This window comes from Microbacterium sp. NPDC055455 (genome assembly GCF_053619935.1).
Window position 1 is genome coordinate 156,696 of sequence record NZ_JBSHLB010000005.1, and the last position, 25,190, is coordinate 181,885.

25 protein-coding genes are annotated in these 25,190 nt (G+C 71.0%); 12 read left to right on the top strand and 13 right to left on the bottom strand.

Translation table 11 applies throughout. The features are described 5' to 3' along the window. The first annotated feature begins 5 nt into the window (after positions 1–5). Both ACWGUG_RS14200 and ACWGUG_RS14205 read left to right on the top strand, forming a co-directional pair. Positions 6–1,730 (top strand): sensor histidine kinase, encoded by a 1,725-nt coding sequence (locus ACWGUG_RS14200; protein WP_452325067.1) that lies wholly within the window; start codon positions 6–8, stop codon positions 1,728–1,730. Continuing rightward, positions 1,727–2,362 (top strand): response regulator, encoded by a 636-nt coding sequence (locus ACWGUG_RS14205; protein ID WP_452325068.1) that lies wholly within the window; start codon positions 1,727–1,729, stop codon positions 2,360–2,362. The genes ACWGUG_RS14200 and ACWGUG_RS14205 overlap by 4 nt, the downstream gene beginning before the upstream one ends. Positions 2,363–2,374: 12 nt before the next feature. Here the strand turns inward: ACWGUG_RS14205 and ACWGUG_RS14210 are convergent, their stop codons facing one another. Both ACWGUG_RS14210 and ACWGUG_RS14215 read right to left on the bottom strand, forming a co-directional pair. After that, positions 2,375–2,848: a hypothetical protein gene (locus ACWGUG_RS14210; protein WP_452325069.1), complete on the bottom strand. Its 474-nt coding sequence runs from the start codon at positions 2,846–2,848 to the stop codon at positions 2,375–2,377. Positions 2,849–2,885: 37 nt separating this feature from the next. Further along, a complete protein-coding gene (locus ACWGUG_RS14215) occupies positions 2,886–3,725 on the bottom strand; it encodes a universal stress protein (RefSeq protein ID WP_452325070.1) in 840 nt (279 codons plus the stop codon). Between the two features lie 186 nt (positions 3,726–3,911). Here ACWGUG_RS14215 and ACWGUG_RS14220 point away from each other — a divergent pair, with 186 nt between their 5' ends. From ACWGUG_RS14220 to ACWGUG_RS14230, 3 genes are read left to right on the top strand one after another with little or no spacing between them, the layout of a single operon-like run. After that, positions 3,912–4,664, top strand: coding sequence for an SDR family NAD(P)-dependent oxidoreductase (locus ACWGUG_RS14220; RefSeq protein WP_336396631.1), 753 nt, complete (start codon positions 3,912–3,914; stop codon positions 4,662–4,664). A 1-nt stretch (position 4,665) separates the two neighbouring features. Next, positions 4,666–5,127, top strand: coding sequence for a pyridoxamine 5'-phosphate oxidase family protein (locus ACWGUG_RS14225; RefSeq protein ID WP_452325071.1), 462 nt, complete (start codon positions 4,666–4,668; stop codon positions 5,125–5,127). 51 nt (positions 5,128–5,178) lie between these two features. Continuing rightward, positions 5,179–6,543: an MBL fold metallo-hydrolase RNA specificity domain-containing protein gene (locus ACWGUG_RS14230; protein ID WP_452325072.1), complete on the top strand. Its 1,365-nt coding sequence runs from the start codon at positions 5,179–5,181 to the stop codon at positions 6,541–6,543. A gap of 73 nt (positions 6,544–6,616) precedes the next feature. Here ACWGUG_RS14230 and ACWGUG_RS14235 read toward each other — a convergent pair whose 3' ends face one another. Further along, on the bottom strand, positions 6,617–7,108 hold the full coding sequence (locus ACWGUG_RS14235) for a universal stress protein (RefSeq protein WP_452325073.1): 492 nt from the start codon (positions 7,106–7,108) through the stop codon (positions 6,617–6,619). 137 nt (positions 7,109–7,245) lie between these two features. Here ACWGUG_RS14235 and ACWGUG_RS14240 point away from each other — a divergent pair, with 137 nt between their 5' ends. Next, positions 7,246–7,449: a hypothetical protein gene (locus ACWGUG_RS14240; RefSeq protein ID WP_336396636.1), complete on the top strand. Its 204-nt coding sequence runs from the start codon at positions 7,246–7,248 to the stop codon at positions 7,447–7,449. A 30-nt stretch (positions 7,450–7,479) separates the two neighbouring features. Here the strand turns inward: ACWGUG_RS14240 and ppsA are convergent, their stop codons facing one another. After that, on the bottom strand, positions 7,480–9,900 hold the full coding sequence (gene ppsA, locus ACWGUG_RS14245; protein ID WP_452325074.1) for a phosphoenolpyruvate synthase: 2,421 nt from the start codon (positions 9,898–9,900) through the stop codon (positions 7,480–7,482). A gap of 199 nt (positions 9,901–10,099) precedes the next feature. On the opposite strand from ppsA, the gene ACWGUG_RS14250 reads away from it, so the two are divergent. The 3 genes from ACWGUG_RS14250 to ACWGUG_RS14260 all read left to right on the top strand — a co-directional run bounded on the left by ACWGUG_RS14250 (position 10,100) and on the right by ACWGUG_RS14260 (position 11,582). Next, positions 10,100–10,588, top strand: a complete 489-nt coding sequence (locus tag ACWGUG_RS14250; RefSeq protein WP_452325075.1) for a GyrI-like domain-containing protein — start codon at positions 10,100–10,102, stop codon at positions 10,586–10,588. A gap of 76 nt (positions 10,589–10,664) precedes the next feature. Further along, entirely contained in the window at positions 10,665–11,063 is a 399-nt protein-coding gene (locus ACWGUG_RS14255) for a DUF5655 domain-containing protein (protein WP_452325076.1), read from the top strand. A gap of 150 nt (positions 11,064–11,213) precedes the next feature. Continuing rightward, positions 11,214–11,582: a hypothetical protein gene (locus tag ACWGUG_RS14260; protein ID WP_452325077.1), complete on the top strand. Its 369-nt coding sequence runs from the start codon at positions 11,214–11,216 to the stop codon at positions 11,580–11,582. A gap of 33 nt (positions 11,583–11,615) precedes the next feature. Here ACWGUG_RS14260 and ACWGUG_RS14265 read toward each other — a convergent pair whose 3' ends face one another. After that, on the bottom strand, positions 11,616–11,897 hold the full coding sequence (locus ACWGUG_RS14265) for a hypothetical protein (protein ID WP_336396641.1): 282 nt from the start codon (positions 11,895–11,897) through the stop codon (positions 11,616–11,618). Positions 11,898–12,098: 201 nt separating this feature from the next. On the opposite strand from ACWGUG_RS14265, the gene ACWGUG_RS14270 reads away from it, so the two are divergent. Further along, entirely contained in the window at positions 12,099–12,428 is a 330-nt protein-coding gene (locus ACWGUG_RS14270) for a hypothetical protein (protein WP_336396642.1), read from the top strand. A gap of 18 nt (positions 12,429–12,446) precedes the next feature. Here ACWGUG_RS14270 and ACWGUG_RS14275 read toward each other — a convergent pair whose 3' ends face one another. Genes ACWGUG_RS14275 through ACWGUG_RS14285 form a run of 3 tightly spaced genes read right to left on the bottom strand, consistent with a single transcriptional unit; the run spans position 12,447 to position 18,459 of the window. Next, positions 12,447–15,872, bottom strand: coding sequence for an error-prone DNA polymerase (locus ACWGUG_RS14275; protein WP_452325078.1), 3,426 nt, complete (start codon positions 15,870–15,872; stop codon positions 12,447–12,449). A 51-nt stretch (positions 15,873–15,923) separates the two neighbouring features. Beyond that, complete coding sequence (locus ACWGUG_RS14280) at positions 15,924–17,654, bottom strand: Y-family DNA polymerase (RefSeq protein WP_378881896.1); 1,731 nt, start codon at positions 17,652–17,654, stop codon at positions 15,924–15,926. 1 nt (position 17,655) lies between these two features. Beyond that, the gene (locus ACWGUG_RS14285; protein ID WP_378881898.1) at positions 17,656–18,459 is read right to left on the bottom strand and encodes a hypothetical protein; all 804 of its coding nucleotides are present in this window, start codon (positions 18,457–18,459) and stop codon (positions 17,656–17,658) included. 108 nt (positions 18,460–18,567) lie between these two features. Between ACWGUG_RS14285 and ppk2 the strand changes: the two genes are divergently transcribed. Further along, positions 18,568–19,380, top strand: a complete 813-nt coding sequence (gene ppk2, locus ACWGUG_RS14290; RefSeq protein ID WP_336396646.1) for a polyphosphate kinase 2 — start codon at positions 18,568–18,570, stop codon at positions 19,378–19,380. Here the strand turns inward: ppk2 and ACWGUG_RS14295 are convergent. Then, entirely contained in the window at positions 19,332–20,252 is a 921-nt protein-coding gene (locus ACWGUG_RS14295; protein ID WP_452325079.1) for an EamA family transporter, read from the bottom strand. The two genes, ppk2 and ACWGUG_RS14295, sit on opposite strands and share 49 nt — an antisense overlap. Before the next feature lie 39 nt (positions 20,253–20,291). Between ACWGUG_RS14295 and ACWGUG_RS14300 the strand changes: the two genes are divergently transcribed. Next, positions 20,292–20,810 carry a MarR family winged helix-turn-helix transcriptional regulator gene (locus tag ACWGUG_RS14300; RefSeq protein WP_452325080.1) on the top strand — a complete coding sequence of 173 codons (519 nt, stop codon included), beginning with the start codon at positions 20,292–20,294 and terminating at the stop codon, positions 20,808–20,810. Positions 20,811–20,828: 18 nt separating this feature from the next. On the opposite strand, the gene ACWGUG_RS14305 is transcribed toward ACWGUG_RS14300, so the two are convergent. From ACWGUG_RS14305 to ACWGUG_RS14320, 4 genes are all read right to left on the bottom strand, one after another. Next, positions 20,829–21,326, bottom strand: coding sequence for an HNH endonuclease (locus tag ACWGUG_RS14305; RefSeq protein ID WP_336396649.1), 498 nt, complete (start codon positions 21,324–21,326; stop codon positions 20,829–20,831). Positions 21,327–21,710: 384 nt separating this feature from the next. Beyond that, a complete protein-coding gene (locus ACWGUG_RS14310; protein WP_378881906.1) occupies positions 21,711–22,637 on the bottom strand; it encodes a M23 family metallopeptidase in 927 nt (308 codons plus the stop codon). Positions 22,638–22,944: 307 nt separating this feature from the next. Further along, positions 22,945–23,646 (bottom strand): metal-dependent transcriptional regulator, encoded by a 702-nt coding sequence (locus ACWGUG_RS14315; protein ID WP_452325081.1) that lies wholly within the window; start codon positions 23,644–23,646, stop codon positions 22,945–22,947. Between the two features lie 285 nt (positions 23,647–23,931). Further along, positions 23,932–24,765 (bottom strand): endonuclease domain-containing protein, encoded by an 834-nt coding sequence (locus ACWGUG_RS14320; protein WP_452325082.1) that lies wholly within the window; start codon positions 24,763–24,765, stop codon positions 23,932–23,934. Positions 24,766–25,190 lie beyond the last annotated feature (425 nt).

Genomic DNA, 25,190 nt, shown 5'->3' on the forward strand with positions numbered 1-25,190 from the left:
ACAGGATGGCGGAGGATGAGCTGGCGTTCCCCGATGGTCCGCGCCTCGACCTCGACGAGGCGCTGGCGACGCTCCTCGTGCAGGCCGAGAGGGTGCGAACCAGCCAGGGACGACTGCGCGCACTGCTGGGCGCCACCCGGGCCGTCGTCGAAGAGAGCGATCTGAGCTCGGTGCTGCGGCGGATCGCGGAAGCTGCGACCTCGCTGGTGAACGCGCAGTACGGTGCGCTCGGGGTGATCGCCCCCGAAGGGGACGCCCTGGAGGAGTTCATCTACGTGGGTCTCTCGCCGGAGCGGGCTTCCCAGATCGGCGATCTGCCGACCGGGCACGGCCTGCTGGGGGCTCTCATCGCCGACCCGCGACCCATCCGCCTTCCGCAGATGTCCGACGACCCGCGGGCGGCGGGATTCCCGGCGCACCACCCGCGGATGGACTCGTTCCTCGGTGTGCCCGTGCGCGTGCGCGGCGAGGTGTTCGGCAACCTCTACCTCACGAACCACCGCGACGGCGCCTTCTCGGACGAGGACGAGAGGCTCGTCGAGGCCCTGGCCACCACCGCGGGGTTCGCGGTGGAGAACGCGCGGCTGCTCGACGAGGCGCGCACCCGCGAGCGGTGGATGACCGCGGCCGCCGAGCTGTCGGCGGCACTGCTGTCGTCGGCCACCGACACCGCGTTCGACCTCATCGCCGGCCGGCTGTTCGACGTGCCCGGCAACGACAAGGTGACCGTCCTGCTCGCCGACGAGTCCACCTCGGCGCTCAAGATCGTCGCCGCGCGGGGTCTCGATGAGGCGGAGCTGCGCGGAAGGGTCGTGGAGACGGATGCCACGTGCGCGGGCGACGTGGTCGCCTCGGGCCGCGCCCGTGCGGTCGGGCGGGAGCCGGCGTCCGCGGACGACCCGGTGCGCATGTGGGAGGCCGGCCTGGCGGGACCGATCGCCGCAGCGCCCCTGCGCACCCGCAGCCGGCTGTGGGGCGTGGTGTGCGCAGCGCGTCACCCGGACCGGCGACGCTTCACCGCCACGGAGCTGACGAGCATCGCCGACTTCGCCTCGCGCGCGACCATCGCCCTGGAGCTCGCGTACGCGCGGGAGGAGGGCCAGCGGTCGCTGCTGGCTGAGGACCGTCGGCGCATCGCGCGAGACCTCCACGACCACGTCATCCAGCAGCTGTTCGGAACCGGACTGACCCTCCAGGCGATCGCCGGCAGCACCGCGCCGGGACCCGATGCCGACCGCCTGAACGAGTCCATCGACCAGCTGGACGATGCGATCTCGCAGATCCGGACCGTCGTCTTCGCCCTGTCGCATCGGGACGAGAGCTCGCTGCGCCACCGGGTGATCGACGTCGTGGCCGATCTGTCGGCCACGCTGCGGCATCCGCCCGCCATCAGGTTCACCGGACCGGTGGACCACGCGATCACCGGCGCGTTCCTCGAAGACGTCGTGGGGGTCGCCCGGGAGCTGCTGAGCAACGCGGTGCGGCACTCCGGCGCCGATCGGATCTCGGTGGAGGTGGCGGTCGTGGACGACGACGTCGTGGTGCTGGTCGAGGACGACGGAGTGGGAGTCGGCGAGGGCGGACGGCGCAGCGGCCTGGCCAACCTGACCGAGAAGGCGGCACAGCGCGGCGGAGTCTTCGCAATCGAGTCCCGCGCCGGCGCGACCGCGGCCCGGTGGAGCGCCCCCCTGCACCCGAGCCGGTCCCAGGGTGAGGGAGGCAACCGGTGATCAGCGTCTTCCTGGTCGACGATCACGAGATCGTCCGTCGCGGGCTCTCCGACCTCGTCCGGTCGCAGGCGGACCTCGAGGTCGTCGGCGAGGCGGGGACCGTACGCCAGGCGATAGGGCGGATCGAGGCCACCGTGCCGGATGTCGCGGTGCTGGACGTGCGCCTGCCCGATGGCAGCGGCATCGACCTGTGCCGCGACATCCGCTCCCGCATCCCCACCGTGGCCTGCCTCATCCTCACCGCCTACGACGACGACGCCGCGGTGAGCGCGTCGGTGCTCGCCGGCGCGGCGGGGTATGTGCTCAAGGACGTCGGCGGGCCCAGGCTCGTCGACGCGATCCGCGCCGTCGCGGCCGGTCGTTCGCTGATGAACGACGCCGTCGTGCAGCGTGCGACGGCCAGGATCCGCGAGCGCGCCGACGACACCGACCCGCGGCTGGGATCGCTGGGACTCCGCGAGCGCCAGATCCTGCGCCTGATCGCCGACGGACTGACCAACCGGCAGATCGGTGAGCAGCTGGGCATCGCCGAGAAGACGGTGAAGAACTACGTCTCCTCGCTGCTGAGCAAGCTCGGGCTGGAACGCCGCACCCAGGCGGCGGTGTTCGAGCTGGAGCACCGCGGCGACTGATCCGCGGGGAGCTCAGCCGTGCGCGTGCGGCGCGCGGCGGGACCGGAGGGGGACGAACGTCGACCGGTGCATCGCCCTCACCTCGTCCAGGACCCCCAGCAGCACCATGGTCAGCGCGAGCTCGACCAGGCCGATGACGAAGTACAGCGCCTGCAGGAAGCTGAACGGGATGTAGGCCATCTGGACGAAGATCCAGACGACGCAGCTGAACCCGCCCGCCGCCGCGAGCACCGTCCCCCACCGGGAGTCGGTCAGCACGGCGACGAACGCCATGGCGTGGACGCCGGCCACGAGCACGATGAGCGCCAGGCCCGGAACGAGGTACGACCGGAAGGGCGAGCCCTCGAGATACTCGGCCGGCGGCATCAGCACCGTTGCGAGCGCCGGATCGATGCTTCCCACGACGAGCGCGAGACCTCCCGCGAGCGCCGTGACGGCCACGAAGGCCTGCACGATCAGCAGGGTCATGCGAGAGACGCGGACCATGGTTCACTCCTCATCGAGTCCGGGACGCCGCGGCGTCTCATCCAGTCCGGGACGCTGCGACGTCCTGTGGAACGACGGCGACCGGGCATTCGGCGCGCCAGAGCACCTCCTGCACGACCGAGCCGAGCAGGCTCCCCGCCAGCACACCGCGGTGGTGCGTGCCCATGACGAGCATCGAGCTGCGGGGTCCGTAGCGCAGCAGGGCGGACGACTGGCTGTCGCGCACGAGCTCGGTCTTCAGCTCGAGGGTCGGATACCGGTCCATCACCCAGCTCACCGCGTCGTCGAGCGTCGCGCGGTGCTCGGCCATCGCGCTCTCGGGGGTGAGCACGAGCGCGGTGGCGCCGGAGAAGGACGGAGCGGGCATGAGCCAGGCGTGCACGAGCCGGATCGCGGTGCGGGTGGCGGCCGCCTCTGCGGCCGCGAAGGCGAGCGCAGCGCCGGACGAGTCGTCGTCCGAGATCCCGATGGTGACGGGTTCTCCGAGATCCACCCAGCCGGCCGGCACCATCACGACCGGCACCTGCGCCATGGTGCTGAGCCGCAGTGGGATCGCACCGGCCATCGCCGTGCGGATCGGGTGCCCGGGATTGATGCCGACGACGAGGAGATCGGTGTCGTCCGCGATGTCGGCCAGCGACTCCGGCACCCCGCCCTCGAGCCGGTGCAGCTCGACGCCGATGCCCGGGACGTGCTCGCGGAGGAACTCCTCGGCGTGCGCCAGCTGATCCAGCGCCGACGCGCGGTCCGTCGCCGAACGCCCCACGACGTTCACGAGACCGACGTTCGCGATCTCGCGGCTTGCGCGCCCGGCCACCCAGGACAACGCGGAGACGGATGCCGGGCTCCCGTCGTAGCCGAGAACGATGCGTTCCATGAGCCGCTCCCCTGTGTCGCGCGGCAGGTCTGCCGCTGCTGAGAGTCAAACCCCGGCGTCGTCGCCCGCTCGGGCCGAAGGTCCCACGGCCGTCGCCGTGCTGTCTCGGGCCGCGCCGACGGGACCTTCGACCCGAGCCAGGAGACGACGATCGGCTCGGATGAGGGTGACAGGAAAGGGACAGCCATGACTCTCCAATCCCAGCGGTTCACCGGGCGCACCGTCGTCGTCACCGGAGCGGGTGCCGGCATCGGTCGTGCGACCGTGGAGCGCCTCGCCGCGGAGGGGTGCCGCGTCATCGCGGTCGATGTCTCCGCCGAACGACTGACCTCCCTCGCCGACGAGATCGGCGGCGACCTCGTCACCGTCACCGCCGACATCTCGGACGCGGCGGGCGTCGACGACATCGTCGCCGCGGCGGGGCCCCGCATCGACGGCCTCGCGAATGTGGCGGGCATCATGGACGGCTTCGAGCCGACGGCGGAGATCGCGGATGCCACATGGGAACGGGTCCTCGCGGTGAACCTGACCGGCATGATGATGCTGACCCGCGCCGTGCTGCCGGGGATGATCGCCCGCGGGGCCGGAAGCATCGTCAATGTCGGCTCCGAGGCGGGTCAGCGCGGCTCGGCCGCCGGCACCCCCTACACGACGTCGAAGCACGCGGTGAACGGCTTCACCGTCAGCACGGCCTTCTTCTACACGCCGAAGGGAGTGCGGTGCAACGCCGTGGCTCCGGGTCCGGTGGCCACGAGCATCGAAGCCCCCTTCCGCTCGGAGTGGGCGCAGACCCGCCTCGGGCCGTTCTTCCAGACCAACCTTCCGCCGGTCGCGCAGCCCCCGCAGCTGGCCGCCGCGATCACCTGGCTGCTCAGCGACGATGCGTCGAACGTGTCGGGGGCGGTCATCCCGGTGGACGGCGGATGGGCGGCGATCTGAGATGCCGCGCCGAGACGCCGACCCGCCCCGCATCCTCCCCGCCCCGGTGCACGCCGCGCTGATCGCCACCGCGATCGACGAGCTGGACGAGGCGGAGTGCTGGATGCTGCTCGCCGGCGCCCACGTCGGCCGCCTGGCCGTGATCGGCTCCGACGAGCGGCCCGACATCTTCCCGATGGACTATCTGGTCTCGGCTGGACGGGTCTTCGTCCGCTCCGGGCCCGGGCAGAAGCTGAAGGACCTCGCCCGCAACCCGCACGTCGCCTTCCAGGCCGACGGGGACGCGGACGGCTTCCGCTGGAGCGTCGTGCTGCGCGGCACCGCTCGCCGCCTCGATCGGGACGACGAGATCGAGGCGTCCGGCGTGCTCGACCTCCAGTCCACCAGCCCGACCGGCAAGTACGACTACGTCGAGATCGCACCGGTCACGGTCACCGGCCGACGATTCCGTCCGCAGCGCTGACGCACCCGCGGCGTCGTCGGAGATGAGAAAGGGGATCTGATGAGCCCGGCGATGAGCGCGCAACTGCGGTTCCTGGGCGCGGCCGACACCGTGACCGGGTCACGCTATCTCGTCACGGTCGGAGAGCGGCGGGTCCTCGTGGACTGCGGCATGTTCCAGGGGTACAAGGTGCTCCGCGACCGCAACCGCGCCGCGTTCCCGGTGCCGCCCTCGTCGATCGACGCCGTCGTGCTGTCGCACGCGCACCTCGATCACTCCGGATACCTGCCGGCCCTCGTCCGCGACGGCTTCCGCGGCCGCGTCCACACCACCGACGGCACCGCAGAGCTGTGCCGCATCATGCTGCCGGACTCCGCACACCTGCTCGAGGAGGAGGCCCGGTACGCGGCCAAGGGAAGGTGGTCCAAGCACGCTCATCCCGAGCCGCTGTACCGGGTGGACGACGCGATGGCCGCGCTCGAGCACCTGCATCCCCAGCCGTTCGGCGAGCAGCGGGCCGTCGCCGACGGCGTCGAACTGGAGCTCGTTCCCGCCGGGCACATCCTGGGAGCCGCGGGCGTGCGCCTTCGCGTCGCCGGCCGCGTGATCCACTTCACGGGCGATCTGGGGCGGGCGGACGACCCCCTCATGCGGCCTCCTGCTCCGATGGCGGCCGCCGACGTCCTCGTCACGGAGTCCACGTACGGCGATCGGCATCACGTCGCCGAGAACCCGGAGCGTCTCCTCGGCGACGTCGTCCGCCGCGTCACCGGTCGCGGCGGCGTGGTGCTGATCCCCGCGTTCGCCGTCGGCCGCACCGAGACGGTCCTGCTGCACCTGTCGAGACTGCTCGACCGCGGCGAGATCCCCGCCGTGCCGATCTACGTCAACAGCCCGATGGCCGTCGACGTGGTCGACGTCTATCGGCGGCATCCCTCGGAGCATCGGATCGCGGTCGACGAGCTGGAACGGATGTACCGCCTGCCCACGCTCGTCACCAGCGTCGACGACTCGAAGCTGCTGAATCTTCGCGGAGGGCCGATGGTGATCATCTCGGCGAGCGGGATGCTCACCGGTGGCCGCGTGCTGCATCACCTCGCCGCCTACGGCCCTGAGCGATCGAACGCGATCGTGCTGACCGGGTTCCAGGCCGGGGGAACGCGCGGCGCGGCACTGGCCCGCGGCATCCGGTCGCTGCGGGTCTTCGGCAGGGACGTGCCCATCCGCGCGGAGGTCCACAACCTCGACACTATGTCGGCGCACGCCGACGCCGATGAGCTGATCGAATGGATGACGTCCGCGCCGCGCGCCCCCGGCGCGGTCTACGTGACGCACGGCGAGCCATCCGCCGCCGACACGCTGCGAGCGCGGATCGCCCACGAGCTGGGCTGGCCCGCTCGCGTGCCCGAGCACCTGGAGTCCGTGGCTATCGCGTGACCCGCCGGGCCGGCCGGGACAGGCATGCGAAAACGCGGCCCGGGGCCCCACACCCCGGGCCGCTCCCCCAGCTCTAGTGGTCGCGGACGATGAGGACCGGGCAGTGCGCGTGCGTGGCGCAGGCGGAGCTCACCGAGCCGAGCAGGAGGCCGGTCAGCCCCCCGTGCCCGCGGGTGCCGACGACGAGCATCGCCGCATCCTTCGACGCGGCGACGAGATCGCGGGCCGCACTCCCGTTCCACGCGCTGCTGGTGAACCAGCTCGGCGTGCCGTCCGGGAAGACGCGGGCCGCGGCATCCGCCCCCAGCTCTTCCGCGTTGCGCTGCAGGTCGTCGTAGGTGCCCGGGTAGTACCATCCCAGCCCGTCGCTCCACTGCAGGGTCGGATAGTCCCAGACGACCAGTCCGTGCACGGGAAGGCCGAGCTTGGGCGCGATGTCGGCGGCGTAGGCGAGGCCGTCCAGCGCCTCGGCGGAGCCGTCGACGCCGACGAGGATCCCGGGCTCAGACCAGGGCAGCGTCGGGCGTGCCGCGTGACGGTCGGAAGCGGTCTGCGACTCGGACATGCCGCCATCCTCGCGCCCGCCGCGCCGCCCCCATAGGCCGAAGGTCCCGCGCGCCGACGACCCCGGTCCGCGGGACGTTCGACCCGACCGTGAGGGCCCCCGCGGTCGAGTCTGGTGGCGAGCGAAAGGGGTCGGCCATGACCGAGAGCCGCCGCAGCGTCCAGGTGGTCGAGAGCAACGGCACGTGGGGGGTGTTCTTCCTGCTGGCGTACATCGGGGCGGCGATCTACTTCGTCTCGGCGTCCGACGGGTCCTTCTGGGGCGTGATCCTGGGACTCCTGCAGGCGATGGTCTGGCCGGTGTACGTGATCTACCACGTGCTCGTCCTGCTCGGCGCCTGATGTGCGACGGATGCCGCGCCCCGCGCGCCCTCAGGCGCCGACGCGGTCCGGCGCGGCGTCACGGCCCGGTTCGCGCGACGACGGGCGGCCGGCGAGCCGCAGCCACGTGTCGACGACGGAGTCGGGATTGAGCGAGATCGACTGGATGCCCGCGTCGACGAGCCAGTCGGCGAAGTCGGGGTGATCGGACGGGCCCTGGCCGCAGATCCCCACGTACTTCCCGCGACGGTTGCACGCGTCGATCGCCAGGCGCAGGATCTCGAGCACGGCGGGGTCGCGCTCGTCGAACCCCGCCGCGACCAGGTCGGAGTCGCGGTCGATCCCGAGCACGAGCTGCGTCATGTCGTTGGAGCCGATGGAGAAGCCGTCGAAGTGATCGAGGAAGCGATCGGCCGTCAGCGCGTTGGACGGGATCTCGCACATCATCATGACCTCGAGGCCGTTGCGCCCTCGCTGCAGCCCGTTGGCCTCCAGTGCCGCCGTCACCGCCGCGGCCTCCGCGACGGTCCGCACGAACGGCACCATGATCTTGAGGTTGGTCAGGCCCATCTCGTCGCGGACGAAGCGCAGCGCCTCGCACTCCATGGCGAAGCACTCCTCGAAACTCGGCGTGATGTAGCGCGACGCGCCCCGCCACCCGAGCATCGGGTTCTCCTCGCGCGGCTCGTACCGCTCGCCGCCGAGCAGGTGGGCGTATTCGTTGGATTTGAAGTCGCTCGTGCGCACGATTACCGGCTCGGGCGCGAAGGCCGCGGCGATCGTCGCCACGCCCTCCGCGACGCGCCGGACGAAGAAGTCGCGCGGCGACGGATAGGCGGCGACGCGTCGCACCACCTCCGACCGCAGAGGTTCGTCGAGCGCGTCGGCGTCCAGGAGCGCGCGCGGATGGATGCCGATCTGGTGGCCGACGATGAACTCGAGCCGGGCCAGGCCCACACCCTGGTGCGGCAGCGCCGCGAGCGCGAAGGCCTGCTCGGGCGTGCCGACGTTCATCATCACGCGGACCGGGGGCTGGCCCATCCGCTCGACCGGGATGGTCTGCTCCACGAAGTCGAGCCGGCCGGCGTACACGAAGCCGTCGTCGCCCTCCGCGCACGAGACGGTGACCTCGGTGCCGTCGACGAGGTCGCTCGTCGCGGTGCCCGTTCCCACGACGGCGGGGATGCCGAGCTCGCGCGCGATGATCGCGGCGTGGCACGTGCGACCGCCCCGGTCGGTCACGATCGCGGCGGCCCGCTGCATGACCGGCTCCCAGTCGGGGTCGGTCATCTCGGCCACGAGGATGTCGCCGGGTTCGACCTTCGACATCTGCGCCGGGGAGGTCACCACGCGCACCCGACCCGCGCCCACGCGCTGTCCGATCGCGCGCCCCTCGAGGAGCACCGGCCCGCGCTCGCGCAGGACGAACCGCGTCAGGACGGGCCCGTGTGCGCGTGAGACCACCGTCTCGGGTCGGGCCTGCAGAATGTACAGACGTCCGTCGACCCCGTCTCGAGCCCACTCGATGTCCATGGCTCGGCCGTAATGGTCTTCGATGGTCAGCGCGTACCGGGCGAGCTCGTGCACCTCGTCATCCGAGATGCTGAAACGACGCCGGTCCTCCGCGGCGACGCTGGTCATGGCGGTGCTGGTCCCCACATCGTGCCCCTCCGCGAACCGCAGCGCGACCGCCTTCTCACCCAGCTGCCGCTGCAGGATCGCCGGCCGCCCGTCTCGGAGCGAAGGCTTGTAGACCATGAACTCATCCGGGTTCACCTCGCCCTGCACCACGGCCTCACCCAGTCCGTAGGCGCTCGTGATGAGCACCGCGCGGTCGAAGCCCGACTCGGTGTCCACGGTGAACATCACTCCGGACGCACCGATGTCCGAACGCACCATCCGCTGCACCGCGGCGGACAGCGCGACGTCGCCGTGGGCGAATCCCTGATGCACGCGATAGGCGATGGCGCGATCGTTGTAGAGCGAGGCGAAGACGCTGCGCACCGCGTGCAGCAGATGGTCGATGCCGGCGATGTTCAGGTACGTCTCCTGCTGTCCCGCGAACGATGCGTCGGGCAGATCCTCGGCCGTCGCCGACGAGCGCACCGCCCAGGTCGCGCCCTGGGCCGCGGCATCCGTCCCCGTCGACTCGGCGAAGGCGACGCGGATGTCGCGCTCGAGGTCGGCAGGAAGGGGCTGCGCCTCGATCCAGCCGCGGATCACGGCGCCGACACGGCTGAGCTCCACCACGTCCGACACGTCCAGCCGGGCCAGCTCCGCCTCGATGCGGTCGGCCAGGCCGTCGACCGCGAGGAACGAGCGGTACGCATCGGCCGTGGTCGCGAAACCGCCGGGAACCCGGACGCCGGCCGTGCTCAGCGTCGTGATCATCTCGCCCAGTGAGGCGTTCTTCCCGCCGACCTGGGGCAGGTCGGCCATCGTGATCCCGCTCAGCGGAAGAATGTTGGTCATGGGACGACCCTGTCCGCCGGTGGCGGCCGGCGGCGGGTCCAAGGTCCTTTCGATTCCTCTGCAGCCCGGCGGTGTGCGGCGGGACCAAAGGCCCGGAATGGCGTGGTTTCCCGCCGCAGCCTGGAGTCACGCAGAGAACCGCCCGCCCGCGAGCGACGCAGAGGCGTTCTCGCACCGGGCCGATCGGTGAGGAGCCGAGATGACCACCGAGGTGCAGGTGACCGAGCGTGCCGGTGCGCACACCGCCGGAGTGCGCAGGACGGTGCCCATGAACGAACTGACCGACTTCTTCTCGCGCGCCTTCTCCGAGACCATGCGTGTGCTCGGGGCGCAGGGGATTCAGCCATCCGGACCGCCGTTCGGCAAGTACTACGGCATGCCCGGCGAGACCGTGGATGTGGAGGCGGGATTCCCCGTCGACCGGCCGGTGACCGGCTCCGGAGATGTGGTGCCGGGATCGCTGCCTGGGGGCAGGGTCGTCGAAGCCGTGCACGTCGGCCCGTACGACACCATGCAGCAGACGTACGCCGCCATCGAGCGCTTCTTCGCCGCCGAAGGCTGGACGCCGGGTGACGTCATGTGGGAGAGCTACCTGAGCGATCCCGGGACGGAGCCGGATCCGGCGACCTGGCGCACTCTCATCTCGTGGCCGGTCGCCGGCGGTGACCGCGCCGCCGCGACGGCTTAGCCGCTCGGCGTCGCCCCCTCCACCATCAGTCCGACGATCCGCCGGCGATATCGGATGGCGATCCGGAGGAGGAAGGATGGATCCCACCACGCCGGAGGAGTACTTCCAGGACAGCCCGCTCGGACTCGCCGTTCATCGCGAGGTGCACCATCTGCTGGTGACGAACTGGCCGGACGTCGCCGTCCGGACGACGAAGAGTCAGGTGGCCTTCCGCCGCGAGCGCGCGTTCGCATTCCTGTGGCGCCCGCGGCAGTATCTGCGCAGCGCTTCCGCAGAAGTCGTGCTGTCCCTTGCCCTATCGCGACGCCTCGAGTCCGTGAGGTTCAAGCAAGTCGTGCAGCCGTCCCGAGGCACCTGGATGCACCACCTCGAGATCGGCGCGGTGGAGGACGTGGACCAGGAGGTGGAGGAGTGGCTCGACGAAGCCGCCGCCGCTGCAGGGCCAGGGCGCGGCCCAGCGACACCGGACGCGTGACGGTCGCGCGACTGAGCGGCAGCGGCGGGTCCGCGCCGTGTTCGAGGGACGTTCGTCCCGGCGCGCGAGCATGCGCCGCGCGACGCTGGATGTGCGATCCCGCCGCCGCGCACGTCGGTCCGGGCGGGAGGCGGAGAGGCAGACGCCGCGATGATCACCGAGACCCGCACCACCGCCGGCCACCGCGCACAGCGCCAGCTGCCCAAGGCGTGGTGGTCGCTCGCCCTCTTCCCCGTGTCGTTCGCGCTCGCCTTCGTCGTCGGCGAAGGCGTCCCGGTGCTGCTGACCGGGACCGACGCGTCGGTGACCACACCGCCGTGGTGGGTGATCGCCATCGCACTCGTGAGCGCTGCCGCGATCTTCGCCTCCCCGCTGCTCCTCACGCTGCACTACAGCAACAGGGCAGCGGCCCAGCATGAGCCCAATGCCCGCATCCCGCTCATCCTGGGTGCGGTGCTGGCGGGAGGGTTCATCCTCAGCAATCTCGCCGGCGGCCTTCTCGTGCTTCTCGGGGGATGACCGCAGCGGAGATCACCTCCGGCGTGGGTCCGCTCAATAGATCATGTCGTCGTAGACGCCGTCACCGGGCTCGATGCTCGGCGGATGGAACTCCCATTCCTCCACCTGCTCGGGGCTTCGCTCGATCGTCTCGAAGCGGACGCCGATGTACGGCGTGATCATGACCGAGATGCCGGAGCGACCCACGGTCTGGAAGTCGACGAATCCCGCGCCCTGCTGGACGGCCTCGATGATGAGCCGCTGCAGTTCCGCGACGTCCTGCTCGGGGTCGAGGATGAACATCTGTCCGTCGACGCGAGCCCTGACAACCTCCATGGCGCTCTCCTCGGTTCGCCTCCACAGTACGCCGATTCGCTAGACAAGCTAGTGAATCTCCCAAGCCTCAGGAATCACTCAGCCGGGGGGCGCCCTTCTCCGTGGGAACCCATGGCTGAGCGCCCCTCGCCCTGTACCCCTTCCCTCCCCCGGCTGCAACCCCCCAGAGGTACCGCCGCACCCAGGAGTAGAAAGGGGCACGTGAAGAGGGTGATCTACGCGGGAAGCGAATTCATGACCGGGGATGACATCACCTCAGCGCTGCTGAAGTGCAGCCAGGCTCTCGCCGAGGCAGGTGAAGCCGAAACGGTGTCGGTGCCCATCGTCGAGCCTGACGGGAGCGTCACGACGATGACGGTGCTCATCGGCCCTGCCAGTCAGATCGTCGCCAAGGAGGCGAAGGTGGAGGTGGATGAGCTCGTGGATGTCACCGCTGTGGAGCGACTGAACGCCATCCAGCGCCGGCTCCACCCGGTGGCGGTCGTCGACGCCGAGCCGCCCAGCGAACGGGACTGGGACGCGCTGGATTAGGAAATCCTCCGTACGGCATCAGCGGAAGTCCCGCGCCTTGTGCTGCACACCCACGCGGAGGTCTTCGAAGCCGTCGGCGACGAGGTTGGTGACCCCTTCCGGGGAGCGCTCGAGAATGCCCCGCGCGATGAGCGCCGGAGAGTCGCGGACGATCCGCCGGTACCTGTTCCACACCCCGACCGAGCACACGATGTTGACGAGGCCGTGCTCGTCCTCGAGATTGATGAACGTGACACCGGATGCCGTCGCCGGCCGCTGCCGATGGGTCACGAGTCCTGCGACCTCCACCCGCCGACCGGTCTCGTGGCCGCGCAGTTCGCGCGAGGTGAGGACGCCGCGGGCATCCAGTCCGGAGCGGTAGTGCGTCATCGGGTGGTCGTCGGTCGAGATCCCGGTGGCCCACAGATCTGCTGCGAGACGCTCGTAGCTGGTGGGGTCCGCGAACAGCGGCGGCTGCACCGCGATCAGCGAGTTCGGCAGGTACTCGGGGCGGTCCTGCGCCGCCGATCCGGCGAGCCAGATCGCCTCGCGCCTGCTGAGTCCCAGGCACTCCAGCGCCCCCGCGGTGGCGAGGGCCTCGACCTGCGCGGCGGAGATGCTGGTGCGACGCACGAGATCACGCAGGTCCCGGAACAGCCCTCCGGAGGCACGGGCGTCGACGATGCGCTGGGCGACCTTGGCGCCGATGCCCTTCACCCCTGCGAGGCCGAGCCGCACCGCGAACCCCGTGTCACGGCGATGCGCCGCCGACTCGTCGGGCGCATCGATGTCGAAGGTCCCGACGGGCGGCTGATGGCGTCGGAGGCACGAATCCAGGCCGGTGGGCCCCGCGACGGGCTCGGCGACCGGCGCGCCGCCCACCGCCTCGAGCACCGCCTCGACGTCTGACAGGTGCAGGTCAGGCCGCCGCACGTCCACACCGTGGCGGCGCGCGTCGGCGACGAGCGTCGCCGGCGAGTAGAAGCCCATCGGCTGTGCGCGCAGCAGCCCCGCGAGGAACGCCCCCGGGTAGTGCAGCTTGATCCACGAGCTGGCGTACACGAGCAGCGCGAACGACAGCGAGTGCGACTCGGCGAACCCGAAGTTCGCGAACGCCTGGATCTTGGCGTAGATGGCGTCGGCGGCATCCCCCACCAGCCCGTTCTCGGCCATGCCGGAGTAGAGCTTGTCGCGCAGCGACTCGATGCGCTCGATGCCGCGCTTGGACCCCATGGCCCGGCGCAGCAGATCGGCGTCCTCGCCGCTGAGTCCGCCGATGACCATGCCCATCTGCATGAGCTGCTCCTGGAAGACGGGGATGCCCTTGGTGCGCTCCAGGACCGGCTTGAGCTTCTCGTGCGGATAGGTGACCGGCTCCTGGCCGAGCTTGCGGCGCACGAACGGGTGCACGGCGCCGCCCTGGATGGGTCCGGGGCGGATGAGGGCGATCTCGATGGCCAGGTCGTAGAACTCGCGAGGCTGCAGCCGCGGAAGCAGCCCCATCTGCGCCCGCGACTCGACCTGGAACACCCCGACCGCGTCCGCGCGGCACAGCATGTCGTAGACCGCCTTCTCCTCTTTGGGGATCGTCGAGAGCTCCCAGTCCTCCCCCGTGGAGGCGCGGATCATGTCGAAGCAGTATTGGATGGCCGCGAGCATCCCCAGGCCGAGCAGGTCGAACTTCACCAGCCCCATCCACGCCGCGTCGTCCTTGTCCCACTGGATCACCGTCCGGTTCTCCATGCGCGCGTGCTCGATCGGCACCACCTCGCCGACGGGCCGGTCGGTGAGCACCATGCCGCCGGAGTGGATGCCGAGGTGCCGCGGCGCCTTGAGCAGCTCGCCGGCGAACTCGATCACCTGATCGGGGATGTCGTGCCCGGCTGCCGTGTCGAGGTGGGCGCCCCACCCCTCGACCTGCTTCGACCACGCGTCCTGCTGTCCCGGCGAGTGGCCGAGCGCCTTGGCCATGTCGCGAACGGCGTTCTTCGGCCGGTACTGGATGACGTTCGCGACCTGCGCCGCACGATCCCGGCCGTACTCCTGGTAGACCCACTGGATGATCTCCTCGCGGCGGTCGGAGTCGAAGTCGACGTCGATGTCGGGCTCCTCGTCGCGCAGCGACGACAGGAAGCGCTCGAACGGCAGCCGGTAGTAGATGGCGTCGATCGCGGTGATGTCGAGCAGGTAGCAGACGGCGCTGTTGGCGGCAGAGCCTCGCCCCTGGCACAGGATGCCTCGCCGCCGCGCCTCCTGGACGATGCCGTGGACGATGAGGAAGTAACCGGGGAAGTCCTTCATCTCGATCACGCCGAGCTCGCGTTCGATGCGCTCCCGGTCCTCCGGACGGAGATCGGGATACTTCCGCGGCACCGCATCCCATACGAGCGAGCGCAGCCACGACATCGGCGTGTGCCCCTCGGGCACCTCCTGCTTCGGCAGCGCGGGCTTCGCGCGCCGCAGCGGGAAGGCGAGCTCGTCGGCGAGCGTGACGGTGCGGGCGACGGCGTCCGGGAACCGGACGAACCGCTCCGCCATCTCGGCGCCGGACCGCAGGTGCGCGCCGGCATGGGCGGGCAGCCAGCCGTCGAGCTCATCGAGCCCGCGATTGGCGCGCACCGCCGCGACGGCGGCCGCCAGCAGCTGCCGCTGCGGCACCGCGTAGTGCACGTTGTTCGTGGCGAGGAGCGGGAGTCCGCGCTCCCGGGCGAGACCTGCCAGCACGTCGTTGTGGCGGGTGTCGAGCGGATTGCCGTGGTCGATGAGCTCGACGTGGACGGCGTCGCGCCCGAACAGGGCGATCAGCCGGTCGAGCTCGTGGGCGGCCGCGTCGGCCCCCGCCCTTCCGGGAGACGACACCAGGGCCTGGCGGACGGCGCCCTTGCGGCATCCGGTGAGGACGGCCCACTCCCCCGCCGCCTGCGCCGCCAGATCGTCGAGGTCGTACACCGGGCGCCCCTTCTCGGCGCCCTGCAGCTGCGCGTGCGTGATGGCGCCGGCGAGCCGGTGGTAGCCCTCCTCGCCGCGGGCGAGCACCAGCAGGTGGCCGCCCACCGGGTCGGCTTCGCCGTTCTGGGGCTTGGGCAGCTCGAGTGACAGCTCGGCACCGAAGACCGTCTTCAGGTCGAGCGCTTCGGCGGCCTCGGCGAAGTGGACGATGCCGTAGAAGCCGTCGTGGTCGGTGATCGCGAGCGCGTGGAGCCCGAGCCGCTCCGCCTCTTCGGCGAGCTCTTCGGGTGAGGACGCCCCGTCGAGGAACGAGAACGAGGAATGGGCGTGCAGCTCGGCGTAGGGGATGACCTCGGCCGGTCGCTCGATCCTGGGCGGCACATAGGGCCCGCGCTTGTGCGACCAGGCGGGGCTGTCGCCGCCGTCCGCGCCGGCCGGCCGCGCGTCCGGCCGACGCCGGTCGCTGAGCACGCGCTCGATCTCCGACCACGACACACCGGGGTTGTTGAAGCCCATCAGCCGCTCCTCGATCGGCTGCTGAGCCCGTGGGAGCACAGGTACCGGGGGTCAGTCATAGGTCGCCTCCGCGGTCCAGGCGTCGCCATCGCACACGAGCAGCCATGCGCCTCCGTCGGCGTCGACGACCTGGAACCGGTACGCACGGCGCGAGCGCGCGGCATCCCATCCCCGCTCCACCACCGGCCACGGACCCGCCCACGCCTCGATCGGACGCCGGCGCCCGCTCTCGATGAAGAACGCGGGCACGGCGGCGACATTGCCCCGGTCATCGACGTCGACGAGCTCGCCGCCCAGCGCCCGCACGTCGACCGGCACCGGATCGGCGAACACCGTCGACGGCAGCGGCTCGGGAAGGCTCCCCGGCCACGGCCGCGCGCGCTGCGCCGCGAGTCCGCCCCCGCTCTTCGCCTGCCGATCGCGCTCGTCGCGGTCGCCCCACGGGACGAGCACCTGTCGTTCCGCGAGCCACCTCCCGCCGCCGATCGCAGGGGTCACGACGCCGCGGTGCCCGAGCATCGCCTGCACCCGCGACAGCGCGTGGTGCACCCTCTCTTCGGGGCCGCCGCCGAACAGCGCGGGGGCATGGTGGGATGCCGCGTCGACCGCCTCCGGTGAGATCCGCACGAGCGTGACCCCGCTGCGGAGCCCGGCTGCCGGATCACCGGCGCCGACGTCCTCCGCGAGCTGCCAGCGCACACGGTCGACGACCGCCGCCGCGTCGAACGAGCCGGGATGAAGCCACACCCGTTCGCTGCGCTCCCCGCGATCCCCGACGAGCTCGACGCGCAGCTCGGTGCACACGAGGTCGACCGCGCCGAGCCCTGCGACGAAGTCGTCGGCGGTGACGCGCATCGCGAACGCGACCTGATCGGCGATCTCGAGGGGCGGCTCGAACGCGATCTCGCGCTCCAGCTCGGGCGGCGGCGTGCGGGGCTGCACGGGCCGGGAGTCGCGCCCGGCGGCGAGCGCATGGAACCGGACGCCCCGTTCACCGAACCGCTCGCGCACCCTGTCGGCCTCCATCGCGGCGAACCCGCCGAGGGTCTGCACGCCCAGCCGCGCGAGCAGACCCACCAGATCGGTCGCCGCCGTGACCTCCTCCGCCCGGCCCCCGAGCATCGCCGACGCGTCGAGCACCGAGATCGGCAGCGGTGCGAGGAAACCGGCCGCACCGCCGGCGGGCACGACGAAGACCGGGTCGTCGGCGCTCGTGCCGCCCCTGGCCGCCTGCTCCGCCGTGAACGGCCCGTCGGCGACGCCGGCCCGCACGTCGTCGAGCCCGGCTTCGCGCAGCACGCCGATCAGCACGCGGGCCGCCTCGATCTCACCGCCGTAGTAGCGCGCCGGGCCACGGATGCGCAGCGCGCACAGTCCCGGCCTCACCAGCTGCACACCCGGCGCGCTCTCCTCGATCAGCGACACGATCGACGCGAAGGCGCGGTGATCGCGCGCGGCATCCGCGTTCACCAGGACCAGTCCGGGACAGCGCGCCTGCGCATCGCGCCGCCGCATCCCCCGGCGCACCCCCTCCCCGCGCGCATCGACTGAGCACGCGACGATGAGATTGCGCTCCACCACGGCGATCGGATGCCGCCTCCCCTCGCCCCGGTGCGGACGGTCGTCGCCCGGGCGTTCGCCCGCCGCAGTCATCACCGCTTCGGGGGCACCGCCCGAGGAGCCCGGGCGCCCTGCGCCTGCGCCCGCCTCCCGTTCGAGCGCCGTCACAGGCCAATCGGGGAACCACAGCACGAGGCTCCGGACCGGTGTTCCGGGCGTCATGTCACCCCACCGCCCTCGCCTCGAGCGGATAGGACTCCGGTGCTGCGACCGCGTGCAGTCTCTCGACCGGACGCATGCGCTCGGGCGCGACGGAGACGTGCCCGGCGGCATCCGGAAGCAGGACACGCGTCCGGCGCGACCGCGGCCATCGTCGGCTCGACGAGGTCAGCGTGACCTCCCGGCCGGAGAGGTACCCGTGCCCCCGGCCCACGCCCTCCCATGCCGGCTCACCCACCTCGATCACGGCTTCGGCCTGCGGCCACGGCCCCTGCACGAGCAGCACGGCGCCGCGATCGCGCAGTCGCGCCGCGAGGCGCGCCACCTCGCCGTCGGCGGCGCGCCCGGACGGCCGCACCGCGACCACCGGCAGCACTTCGGCGACGGTCGCGGTGACGGCGAGCCATCGCGCACCGGGATCGGGGATGAGGACGAGCCGCGACAGATCCACCCCCAGCCCCTCCGCCGCCTCGGCGCCGAGACGCGGCATGCCGATCACGCCGCACCACGACCCGGACTGCGACGGCTGGGCGAGCAGCGCCAGCAGCACCGACGTCGAGCGCGGCAGGCAGTAGGCGGATCCGGGCCGCAGTCCCCCGCCGGGCAGCAGCGAGGCGAGGGCGGGATGCACCGGCAGCACGGGGGCATCGAGGCGCCGGCCCTGCACTCGCTCGAGCTGGGCGCGCAGGCGTGCCACGGTGCCCGTCGATCCGCCGGGCGATGCGAGACCGGCGGGATCTGGCGCCGTCGGCTCGTGCTCGACGGGCTCGTGCACATGCTGTGCGGTGAGCTGCACGATCGCCCCCATTCCCACAGGCTAGAACAGATGTTCTAACTTCTCAACCGGTAGGGAACGAGAGTACCTCCTGCTTCCGACACTTTTGTTCGACCCCGCGCCGCCGTGTAGCCTCTGGCCATGAGCGAGCGACGGATCCCCAAGCCGGCCTACGAGCGGGAGCTGCGCCGACTTCAGGCCCAGCTCGTCGACATGCAGGCCTGGGTCCAGGCGACCGGCGCCCGCATCGTGGTGATCTTCGAAGGGCGCGATGCGGCGGGCAAGGGGTCGACGATCAAGCGCGTGTCGGAGTACCTGAACCCCCGCGTCACGCGCATCGTGGCCCTGCCCACCCCGACCGAGCGCGAGCGCACCCAGTGGTACTTCCAGCGATACGTTCCGCACCTTCCCGCCGCGGGCGAGATCGTGCTGATGGACCGATCCTGGTACAACCGGGCGGGCGTCGAGTACGTCATGGGCTACTGCACCAACGCCGAGTACCACCGGTTCCTCCACCAGGCGCCGATCTTCGAGCGGATGCTCGTCGAAGACGGCATCCTGCTGCTGAAGTACTGGTTCAGCGTCTCACCGGACGAGCAGGAGGCGCGCTTCCGGTCGCGGGCCGACGACCCGATGCGCCGCTGGAAGCTGAGCTCCAACGACGTGCTGTCGATCACGAAGTGGGAGGACTACTCCCGCGCGAAGGACAGCATGTTCGTGCACACCGACATCCCCGAGGCCCCCTGGCACGAGGTGCCCTCGGTCGACAAGCGTCGCAGCCGCATCAACATGATCTCCCACCTGCTCTCGCGGATCCCCTACGACGTCGTCGACCGCGAAGAGGTCGTCATCCCGCCGCGTCCGCCCTCGCGCGGCTACGAACGCCCGCCGAGGAACCTCGAGAACTACGTGCCCGACGTCGCGTCCAGGCTTCTCGGCACGCGCGACAGCTGACGGACGCCGCCCTCGGCGCGACGAGCCGGACGCGCTGCGCCCACCACGATCCCGGCGAGGACGAGCGCGATGCCGACCGCCTGAGGCACACCGAACGCCTCCCCGGCGACGATGACGCCGAGCACCACGCCGGTGACCGGATTGAGCAGACCGATCACGCCGACGACCCCCGGTGACAGGCGCCGCAGTCCCGCGAACCACGCCGCGTACGCGAGCGCGGTGGCGACGAGCGCCAGGTAGGCGAACCCCAGGGCGGACGACGCGGTCAGCACCGGCGGAGCGCCCTCGACCAGCACCGCGACCGGCATCAGCACGATGGCGCCTCCGACCAGCTGCCATGCCGCCATCGGCAGCGCAGGCACATCGGCGCCCCAGCGCGAGGTCAGCACGAACCCGAGCGAGGACGCCACCATCGCCCCCACGGAGGCGACGACGCCCCACGGATCCGCCCCCGCCGCATCGAAGCCCAGCATCACGCCCACGCCGACGAGCCCGACCCCGGCCCCCGCCACGGCCGCGAGCCGCGGCCTGCGTCGTAGCAGCACCCACGCGAACAGCAGCATGCACGCCGCGGATGCCGACATCAGCGTCGCGGCGAGACCCGACGTCAGACGCTGGCCGGCGATGTAGACGAGCACGAAGAAGCCTCCGACATTGAGGGTTCCCAGCAGGAGCGAGCGCCACCACCAGGATCCGCGAGGAAGCCGGCGGGCGATCAGCAGCACGATGATGCCGGCCGGAAGCGCCCGCAGCACCCCTCCCCACAGCGGCGCCTCGGCCGGGAGCAGGGCATGCGTGACCACGTACCCGCTCCCCCATGCGATCGGAGCGATCGCCGTGAGGGCGATCCATACCCACCGTTTACCTTCCATGGAAGATACTTTATCTTACTGGGAAGATAAAGTGGACCCATGGCCGAAGACCGTCCCCCCGACGACGCGCTCGATCGCGTCGCACAGATCCAGCGCGAATGGCGACGCGAGCGGCCCGACCTCGATCCCTCCCCTCAGGGCGTCATCGGCCGGCTGCACCTGGTGGCCCTCGAGCTGACCGAGCGACTGGTCGACGTCTACGGCCGGTTCGGGCTCAGCGAGGGCGAGTTCGACGTGCTCGCCACGCTCCGTCGGGCCGGCACGCCGTACGAGCGGCCGGCGGGCGAGCTCGCCGACCACACGCTCGTCACCACGGGCGGGCTCACCAAGCGCGTCGACCGGCTGGAGGCGCGGGGTCTGGTCGAGCGCCGGACCGAGGCATCCGACGCACGAAAGCGCCTCGTGCGACTCACGCCGGAGGGCCGCCGGCTCATCGATCAGGCGATCGCCGCCCACCTCGAGAACGAGCATCGCATCGTCGACGAGCTGGGGAGAGCGGATGCCACGACCCTCGAGCGCATCCTCACGCGCTGGCTGCGCATCCTCGACGGGCCCTGAACCGTCTTCGAGGGGAAATCAGGCCGCGAGCGCCAGATACGGCTCCCACCGCGGGTCCGTGCGCTCGGTGCCCCGAACGGTCCACTGCGCACCGCGAGGCGGGCGCGGCGTGAAGCGGAGCTGCCAGTCCATCTCCTGCGGCGTGCGGTCGCCCTTGACGTTGTTGCAGCGCAGGCAGCACGCGACGAGGTTCTCCCACGAGTCCGCGCCGCTGCGCGAACGCGGCAGCACGTGGTCGATGGTCGACGCGGCCTTGCCGCAGTACGCGCAGCGGTGGTTGTCGCGACGGAGCACCCCGCGACGCGTGACCGGCACGTGCCGACCGCCCGGCACGCGCACGTAGCGGGTCAGGATGATGACCGCCGGGCGTTCGTACGCACGTCTGGTCCCCCACACCGGATCGGTCTCGGTGTGTTCCACCACGGTGGCCTTCTCATTCATCACGAGCACCAGCGCCCGTTTGAACGACACGACAGCGAGCGGCTCATAGCCCGCGTTCAGCACCAGAGTGCGCATTGATCATCCTCTCGAATGGCCGGGACGGCTTCTCGGTATTCGACATGCGACGATCAAGGGCGCAGGGGCATGAAAAAAGGCGCTGTCTTATAGACAGCGCCTTGGAACCACGGCAATGCCGCGGCATCCGCTCGTGCAATGCCGAAGGACGAGGCGTCCGAGCGCATCCATGGTGCGGATGCGTGGTGTGCAGCCCATCGGCTCCCTCCGCTCTCTCAGCGTCGGGACTCAGGCTAACGCACTGGGCAGACACCGGGGCCGCAGCGGTGTGAACGACCCGTGGCGTGTCGAAGAACGGATGCCTCCACCCGGCCGGGTGGAGGCATCCGTTCCGCTGTGATGCAGGAGCCGGTTCGACGTCCGCGACGGGCTCGGGGTTCGGGCTCAGCCGGCGTTGGACTGCAGCCACGCCCAGGGATCGACGACAGAGCCGTTGATGTGGACCTCGAAGTGCAGGTGGCAGGCGGTGGAGCTACCCGTGCTGCCGACGAATCCGATGAGCTGTCCGGCCGAGACGGTCTGACCGACCGAGACCTGCCGGCTGCCGTAGGTCATGTGGCCGTACAGCGTGTTGACGCGCTGACCGCCGATGACGTGGTCGATGGTGACGCCGACGCCGTAGCCGCCGTAGCTCTCCTGCGAGACCTTGACGACACCGGCCGCCGCCGCGTAGAGGGGCGTGCCGCACGAGGCGAGGAGGTCGACACCCTGGTGGTACCCGGAGTCCCACAGGCCGCGGCCCTTGGTGAAGTTGAGGATCGGCCAGCGCACCTCGCCGTTGCCCGGCGACGTCATGGCGATGTTGACCGGGGCTGAGCTCCGAGACGCGGCGGCGGCGGCAGCGGCGGCAGCAGCAGCGGCGGCTCGCGCGCGCTCGGCGGCGGCCTCTTCGGCCTTCTTCTTCTCGATCTCCTCGGCGGTCGTGGCGGCGTAGCTCTCGCGGGTCAGCTCCGACGCGTTGGCGTCGGACGCGGCGACGAACGTCTGGGCGTCGTCGACGGCCATCTGCTGGACCGTCACCGGCGCCTCATCGGTCTTGGCGGCACCCGCGGCGAAGGCCGGCAGAGCGACCGTGGCGACCAGTCCGCCGACCATGCTGAGGACCACGAGGCTCCGCAACGGCTTCGCCACGCGGCTCGGCCCCTTCTTCGGCGGCACGGCGCGTGCGACGCCACGGGGCGTCGAGCTCGAGGTCGCGGGCACGGTGGATCGGGGTCGCTGAGCGGGGGTCCGGCGATCGCGCGCGCGGCGGCTCAGGCGCGCCGCGTCGTTCTCGGGTCCGTTCGCGGGCGACTCGATATGTTCAGCCAAGCTTGTCCTCCGGCGCCTCCGCGCCCTGGGGCGCCTGGCTCGTCAGCACTCGATGTCGGGGCACGATGTGCGGGCTTCACCACATGTGGACGACGAGCCGGAGAGGCAATCCACGTGGGGTCCGGTCGGCGGGCTTCTCGCCTGTGGACTGTTCGAGGCTACCCGAAGGTCACGATTCTGTCACGCTGTGCGACTGGCAATTCTCTGGACGGCTCGTCGACGGATGCCTCGATCCCCGGCCGGGCGCGGCTTCACACGGCCATACAGGGCCCCACCGCCGGGGCTCTGGCGGGCGAGCGCTATCCGGTCAGCGCGTCTCGTCGACGAGGAAGATGTGGGAGGCGACCTCGACGGGAAGCTCGAGGCCCTCGTCGCTGCCGTGCATCTGCACGAGCACGTAGCCCTCGCTGTAGCGGTAGTCGCCGACGGCGCCGGGCACGACGCCCGCGCCCTTGAGCTGCTGCAGCAGCTCGGGGTCGACCTGGGCCGGCTCGGCGAGGCGGCGGACCGTTCCCGTGATCGGCTCGCCGGCGTCATTCAGCCTGCGGACGAGCCCCACGACGCCCTGTTCGAACCCGCTCGTCGGCATGTCGCCGAGCTGGTCCAGCCCCGGGATCGGGTTGCCGTAGGGCGACTCGGTGGGGTGTCCGAGCAGCTCGACGAGGCGACGCTCGACCTGCTCGCTCATGACATGCTCCCAGCGGCATGCCTCTTCGTGCACGTACGCCCAGTCGAGGCCGATCACGTCGGAGAGCAGGCGCTCGGCCAGCCGGTGCTTGCGCATGACGTCGACGGCCTTCTGCCGGCCGGCGTCGGTGAGCTCGAGGGTGCGGTCGTCCGAGACGACGACGAGCCCGTCGCGCTCCATGCGCCCGATCGTCTGCGACACCGTGGGACCCGAGTGTCCGAGACGCTCCGAGATGCGCGCGCGCAGCGGCACGATGTTCTCCTCTTCGAGCTCGAGGATCGTACGCAGGTACATCTCAGTGGTGTCGATCAGGTCGGTCATGTCGCGGCATCCTCGATGTCTGGAGTGTAAGGACAGCCTATCTTCTGGCGTCGTCACCAAGGCGGGGCCGGGGCGGAGCCGGCGGCCGGCGGGCGCCTTCGGCGGCGGCCGGCGGCGCCTTCGGCGCTCTGCCTGGCCACGGGGCTTTCAACAGGTCAACCGCGCTTCCACAGGAGGTTGGAAGGATGCAACCTCCTGTCGAAGGCCGATTGACCTGTTGCACAGAGTCGGCGGAGGGCGACGAGCAGCCGAGGACCGACCAGCTGCGACCGGCGACGCAGAGAATCAGCGCGGTCGGTCGAGGCCCTGCGCGATTGCTCGCATGATGAGTTCCTGCACCTCGTGCCAGCGGTCGATGATCTGGGTATAGGTCACCCGAATCACGTGGTACCCCAGCAGGGTGAGCGCCGCGTCGTGCGCGACGTCTTGGGCGCGCTGGAGTCCCACGTGGTGCCCGCCGTCGATCTGGACCACGAGCCGCTCTCCGATCAGGAAGTCGACACGATGCTCGAGTATCCAGATCTGCGCCCGGATCGGAAGCCGCAGCCACTTCAGTCGGATCGCGAAGATCGTCTCGAGTCCGGAATCCGAGAACGGGGTCGCGGCGTCGAGCACCCGCCGGGCGGCCGGTCGCAGCGGCAGGCGGGCGAGCTCCATCGTGGTGACCAGTCCACGATTGAGCGCTGAGTCCCACACTGCCAACGCCGCCTCGTACGGCTGGCATCCCGCGACGATCACGAGCGCGTTCAGGATGCCGTCCTCCAAGGCACCGGGCTCACGCGGCTGGACCGGAACCGACCAATGCACCTTCGTCATCGGATTCTGCAGACTCAGTCGGGAGGCGGACGGGGGCGCGCCGACGTGCGGCGCCTCGTCGGTGAGCACCCACAGCCCCAGCCTCTTCGCCCGGGTGACGCAGGTCAGCACGACGCCGGCCCTCGCCGCGGCCACGAGGTAGGGGTCGGCATCGACCCCCGCGACCCAACCGCGGCGAGGAACGGTGAGGATGCCTTCCGCGACCGCGCCGGCAACCGTCAGGCGACTGAATCCTTCGTCGAGAAGCGCCCGCACGCGTGCGACGCCGCCCAGACGGGTCACCGCGTCGATCAGTCCGGTCATCTTGGAACAATCGCGGGCCGCGCGACCCGTGGGTCACGTCTCCTGGGCCGTGGTGAACAACTCGTGCGCGCGGCATCCGCTCGCTCTCCTGTGGAGGAGGCGCCCGACAGGTCAACCGCGCCTCCACAGGACGCTGGAAGGTTCGAACCTCCTGTGGAAGCCCGGTTGACCTGTTGGCGACGGATGCCGCTCCGCAGCGCGGTGCGCGACGCCAAGCCGCAGCGCGGTGCGCGACGCTACGCCGCAGCGCGGTGCGCGACGCCACGCCGCAGCGCGGTGCGCGACCCCGCGGCCAGCCTGGCGACAACGAGCTGATCCCGGCATCGGTCCGCCCTCCTGTGGAGGAGGCGCCCGACAGGTCAACCGCGCCTCTGCAGGACGCTGGAAGGTTCCAACCTCCTGTGGAAGCCCGGTTGACCTGTTGG

Coding starts and splice junctions, on each gene's coding strand:
- ACWGUG_RS14250 (WP_452325075.1), top strand. CDS start 10,100: ATGACCACCGAGGTGCAGGTGACCGAGCGTGCCGGTGCGCACACCGCC.
- ACWGUG_RS14260 (WP_452325077.1), top strand. CDS start 11,214: ATGATCACCGAGACCCGCACCACCGCCGGCCACCGCGCACAGCGCCAG.
- ACWGUG_RS14240 (WP_336396636.1), top strand. CDS start 7,246: ATGACCGAGAGCCGCCGCAGCGTCCAGGTGGTCGAGAGCAACGGCACG.
- ACWGUG_RS14220 (WP_336396631.1), top strand. CDS start 3,912: ATGACTCTCCAATCCCAGCGGTTCACCGGGCGCACCGTCGTCGTCACC.
- ACWGUG_RS14225 (WP_452325071.1), top strand. CDS start 4,666: ATGCCGCGCCGAGACGCCGACCCGCCCCGCATCCTCCCCGCCCCGGTG.
- ACWGUG_RS14285 (WP_378881898.1), bottom strand. CDS start 18,459: ATGGGGGCGATCGTGCAGCTCACCGCACAGCATGTGCACGAGCCCGTC.
- ACWGUG_RS14230 (WP_452325072.1), top strand. CDS start 5,179: ATGAGCGCGCAACTGCGGTTCCTGGGCGCGGCCGACACCGTGACCGGG.
- ACWGUG_RS14265 (WP_336396641.1), bottom strand. CDS start 11,897: ATGGAGGTTGTCAGGGCTCGCGTCGACGGACAGATGTTCATCCTCGAC.
- ACWGUG_RS14255 (WP_452325076.1), top strand. CDS start 10,665: ATGGATCCCACCACGCCGGAGGAGTACTTCCAGGACAGCCCGCTCGGA.
- ACWGUG_RS14320 (WP_452325082.1), bottom strand. CDS start 24,765: ATGACCGGACTGATCGACGCGGTGACCCGTCTGGGCGGCGTCGCACGC.
- ppk2 (WP_336396646.1), top strand. CDS start 18,568: ATGAGCGAGCGACGGATCCCCAAGCCGGCCTACGAGCGGGAGCTGCGC.
- ACWGUG_RS14235 (WP_452325073.1), bottom strand. CDS start 7,108: ATGTCCGAGTCGCAGACCGCTTCCGACCGTCACGCGGCACGCCCGACG.
- ACWGUG_RS14215 (WP_452325070.1), bottom strand. CDS start 3,725: ATGGAACGCATCGTTCTCGGCTACGACGGGAGCCCGGCATCCGTCTCC.
- ACWGUG_RS14300 (WP_452325080.1), top strand. CDS start 20,292: ATGGCCGAAGACCGTCCCCCCGACGACGCGCTCGATCGCGTCGCACAG.
- ACWGUG_RS14210 (WP_452325069.1), bottom strand. CDS start 2,848: ATGGTCCGCGTCTCTCGCATGACCCTGCTGATCGTGCAGGCCTTCGTG.
- ACWGUG_RS14295 (WP_452325079.1), bottom strand. CDS start 20,252: ATGGAAGGTAAACGGTGGGTATGGATCGCCCTCACGGCGATCGCTCCG.
- ppsA (WP_452325074.1), bottom strand. CDS start 9,900: ATGACCAACATTCTTCCGCTGAGCGGGATCACGATGGCCGACCTGCCC.
- ACWGUG_RS14275 (WP_452325078.1), bottom strand. CDS start 15,872: ATGGGCTTCAACAACCCCGGTGTGTCGTGGTCGGAGATCGAGCGCGTG.
- ACWGUG_RS14280 (WP_378881896.1), bottom strand. CDS start 17,654: ATGACGCCCGGAACACCGGTCCGGAGCCTCGTGCTGTGGTTCCCCGAT.
- ACWGUG_RS14315 (WP_452325081.1), bottom strand. CDS start 23,646: ATGACCGACCTGATCGACACCACTGAGATGTACCTGCGTACGATCCTC.
- ACWGUG_RS14200 (WP_452325067.1), top strand. CDS start 6: ATGGCGGAGGATGAGCTGGCGTTCCCCGATGGTCCGCGCCTCGACCTC.
- ACWGUG_RS14305 (WP_336396649.1), bottom strand. CDS start 21,326: ATGCGCACTCTGGTGCTGAACGCGGGCTATGAGCCGCTCGCTGTCGTG.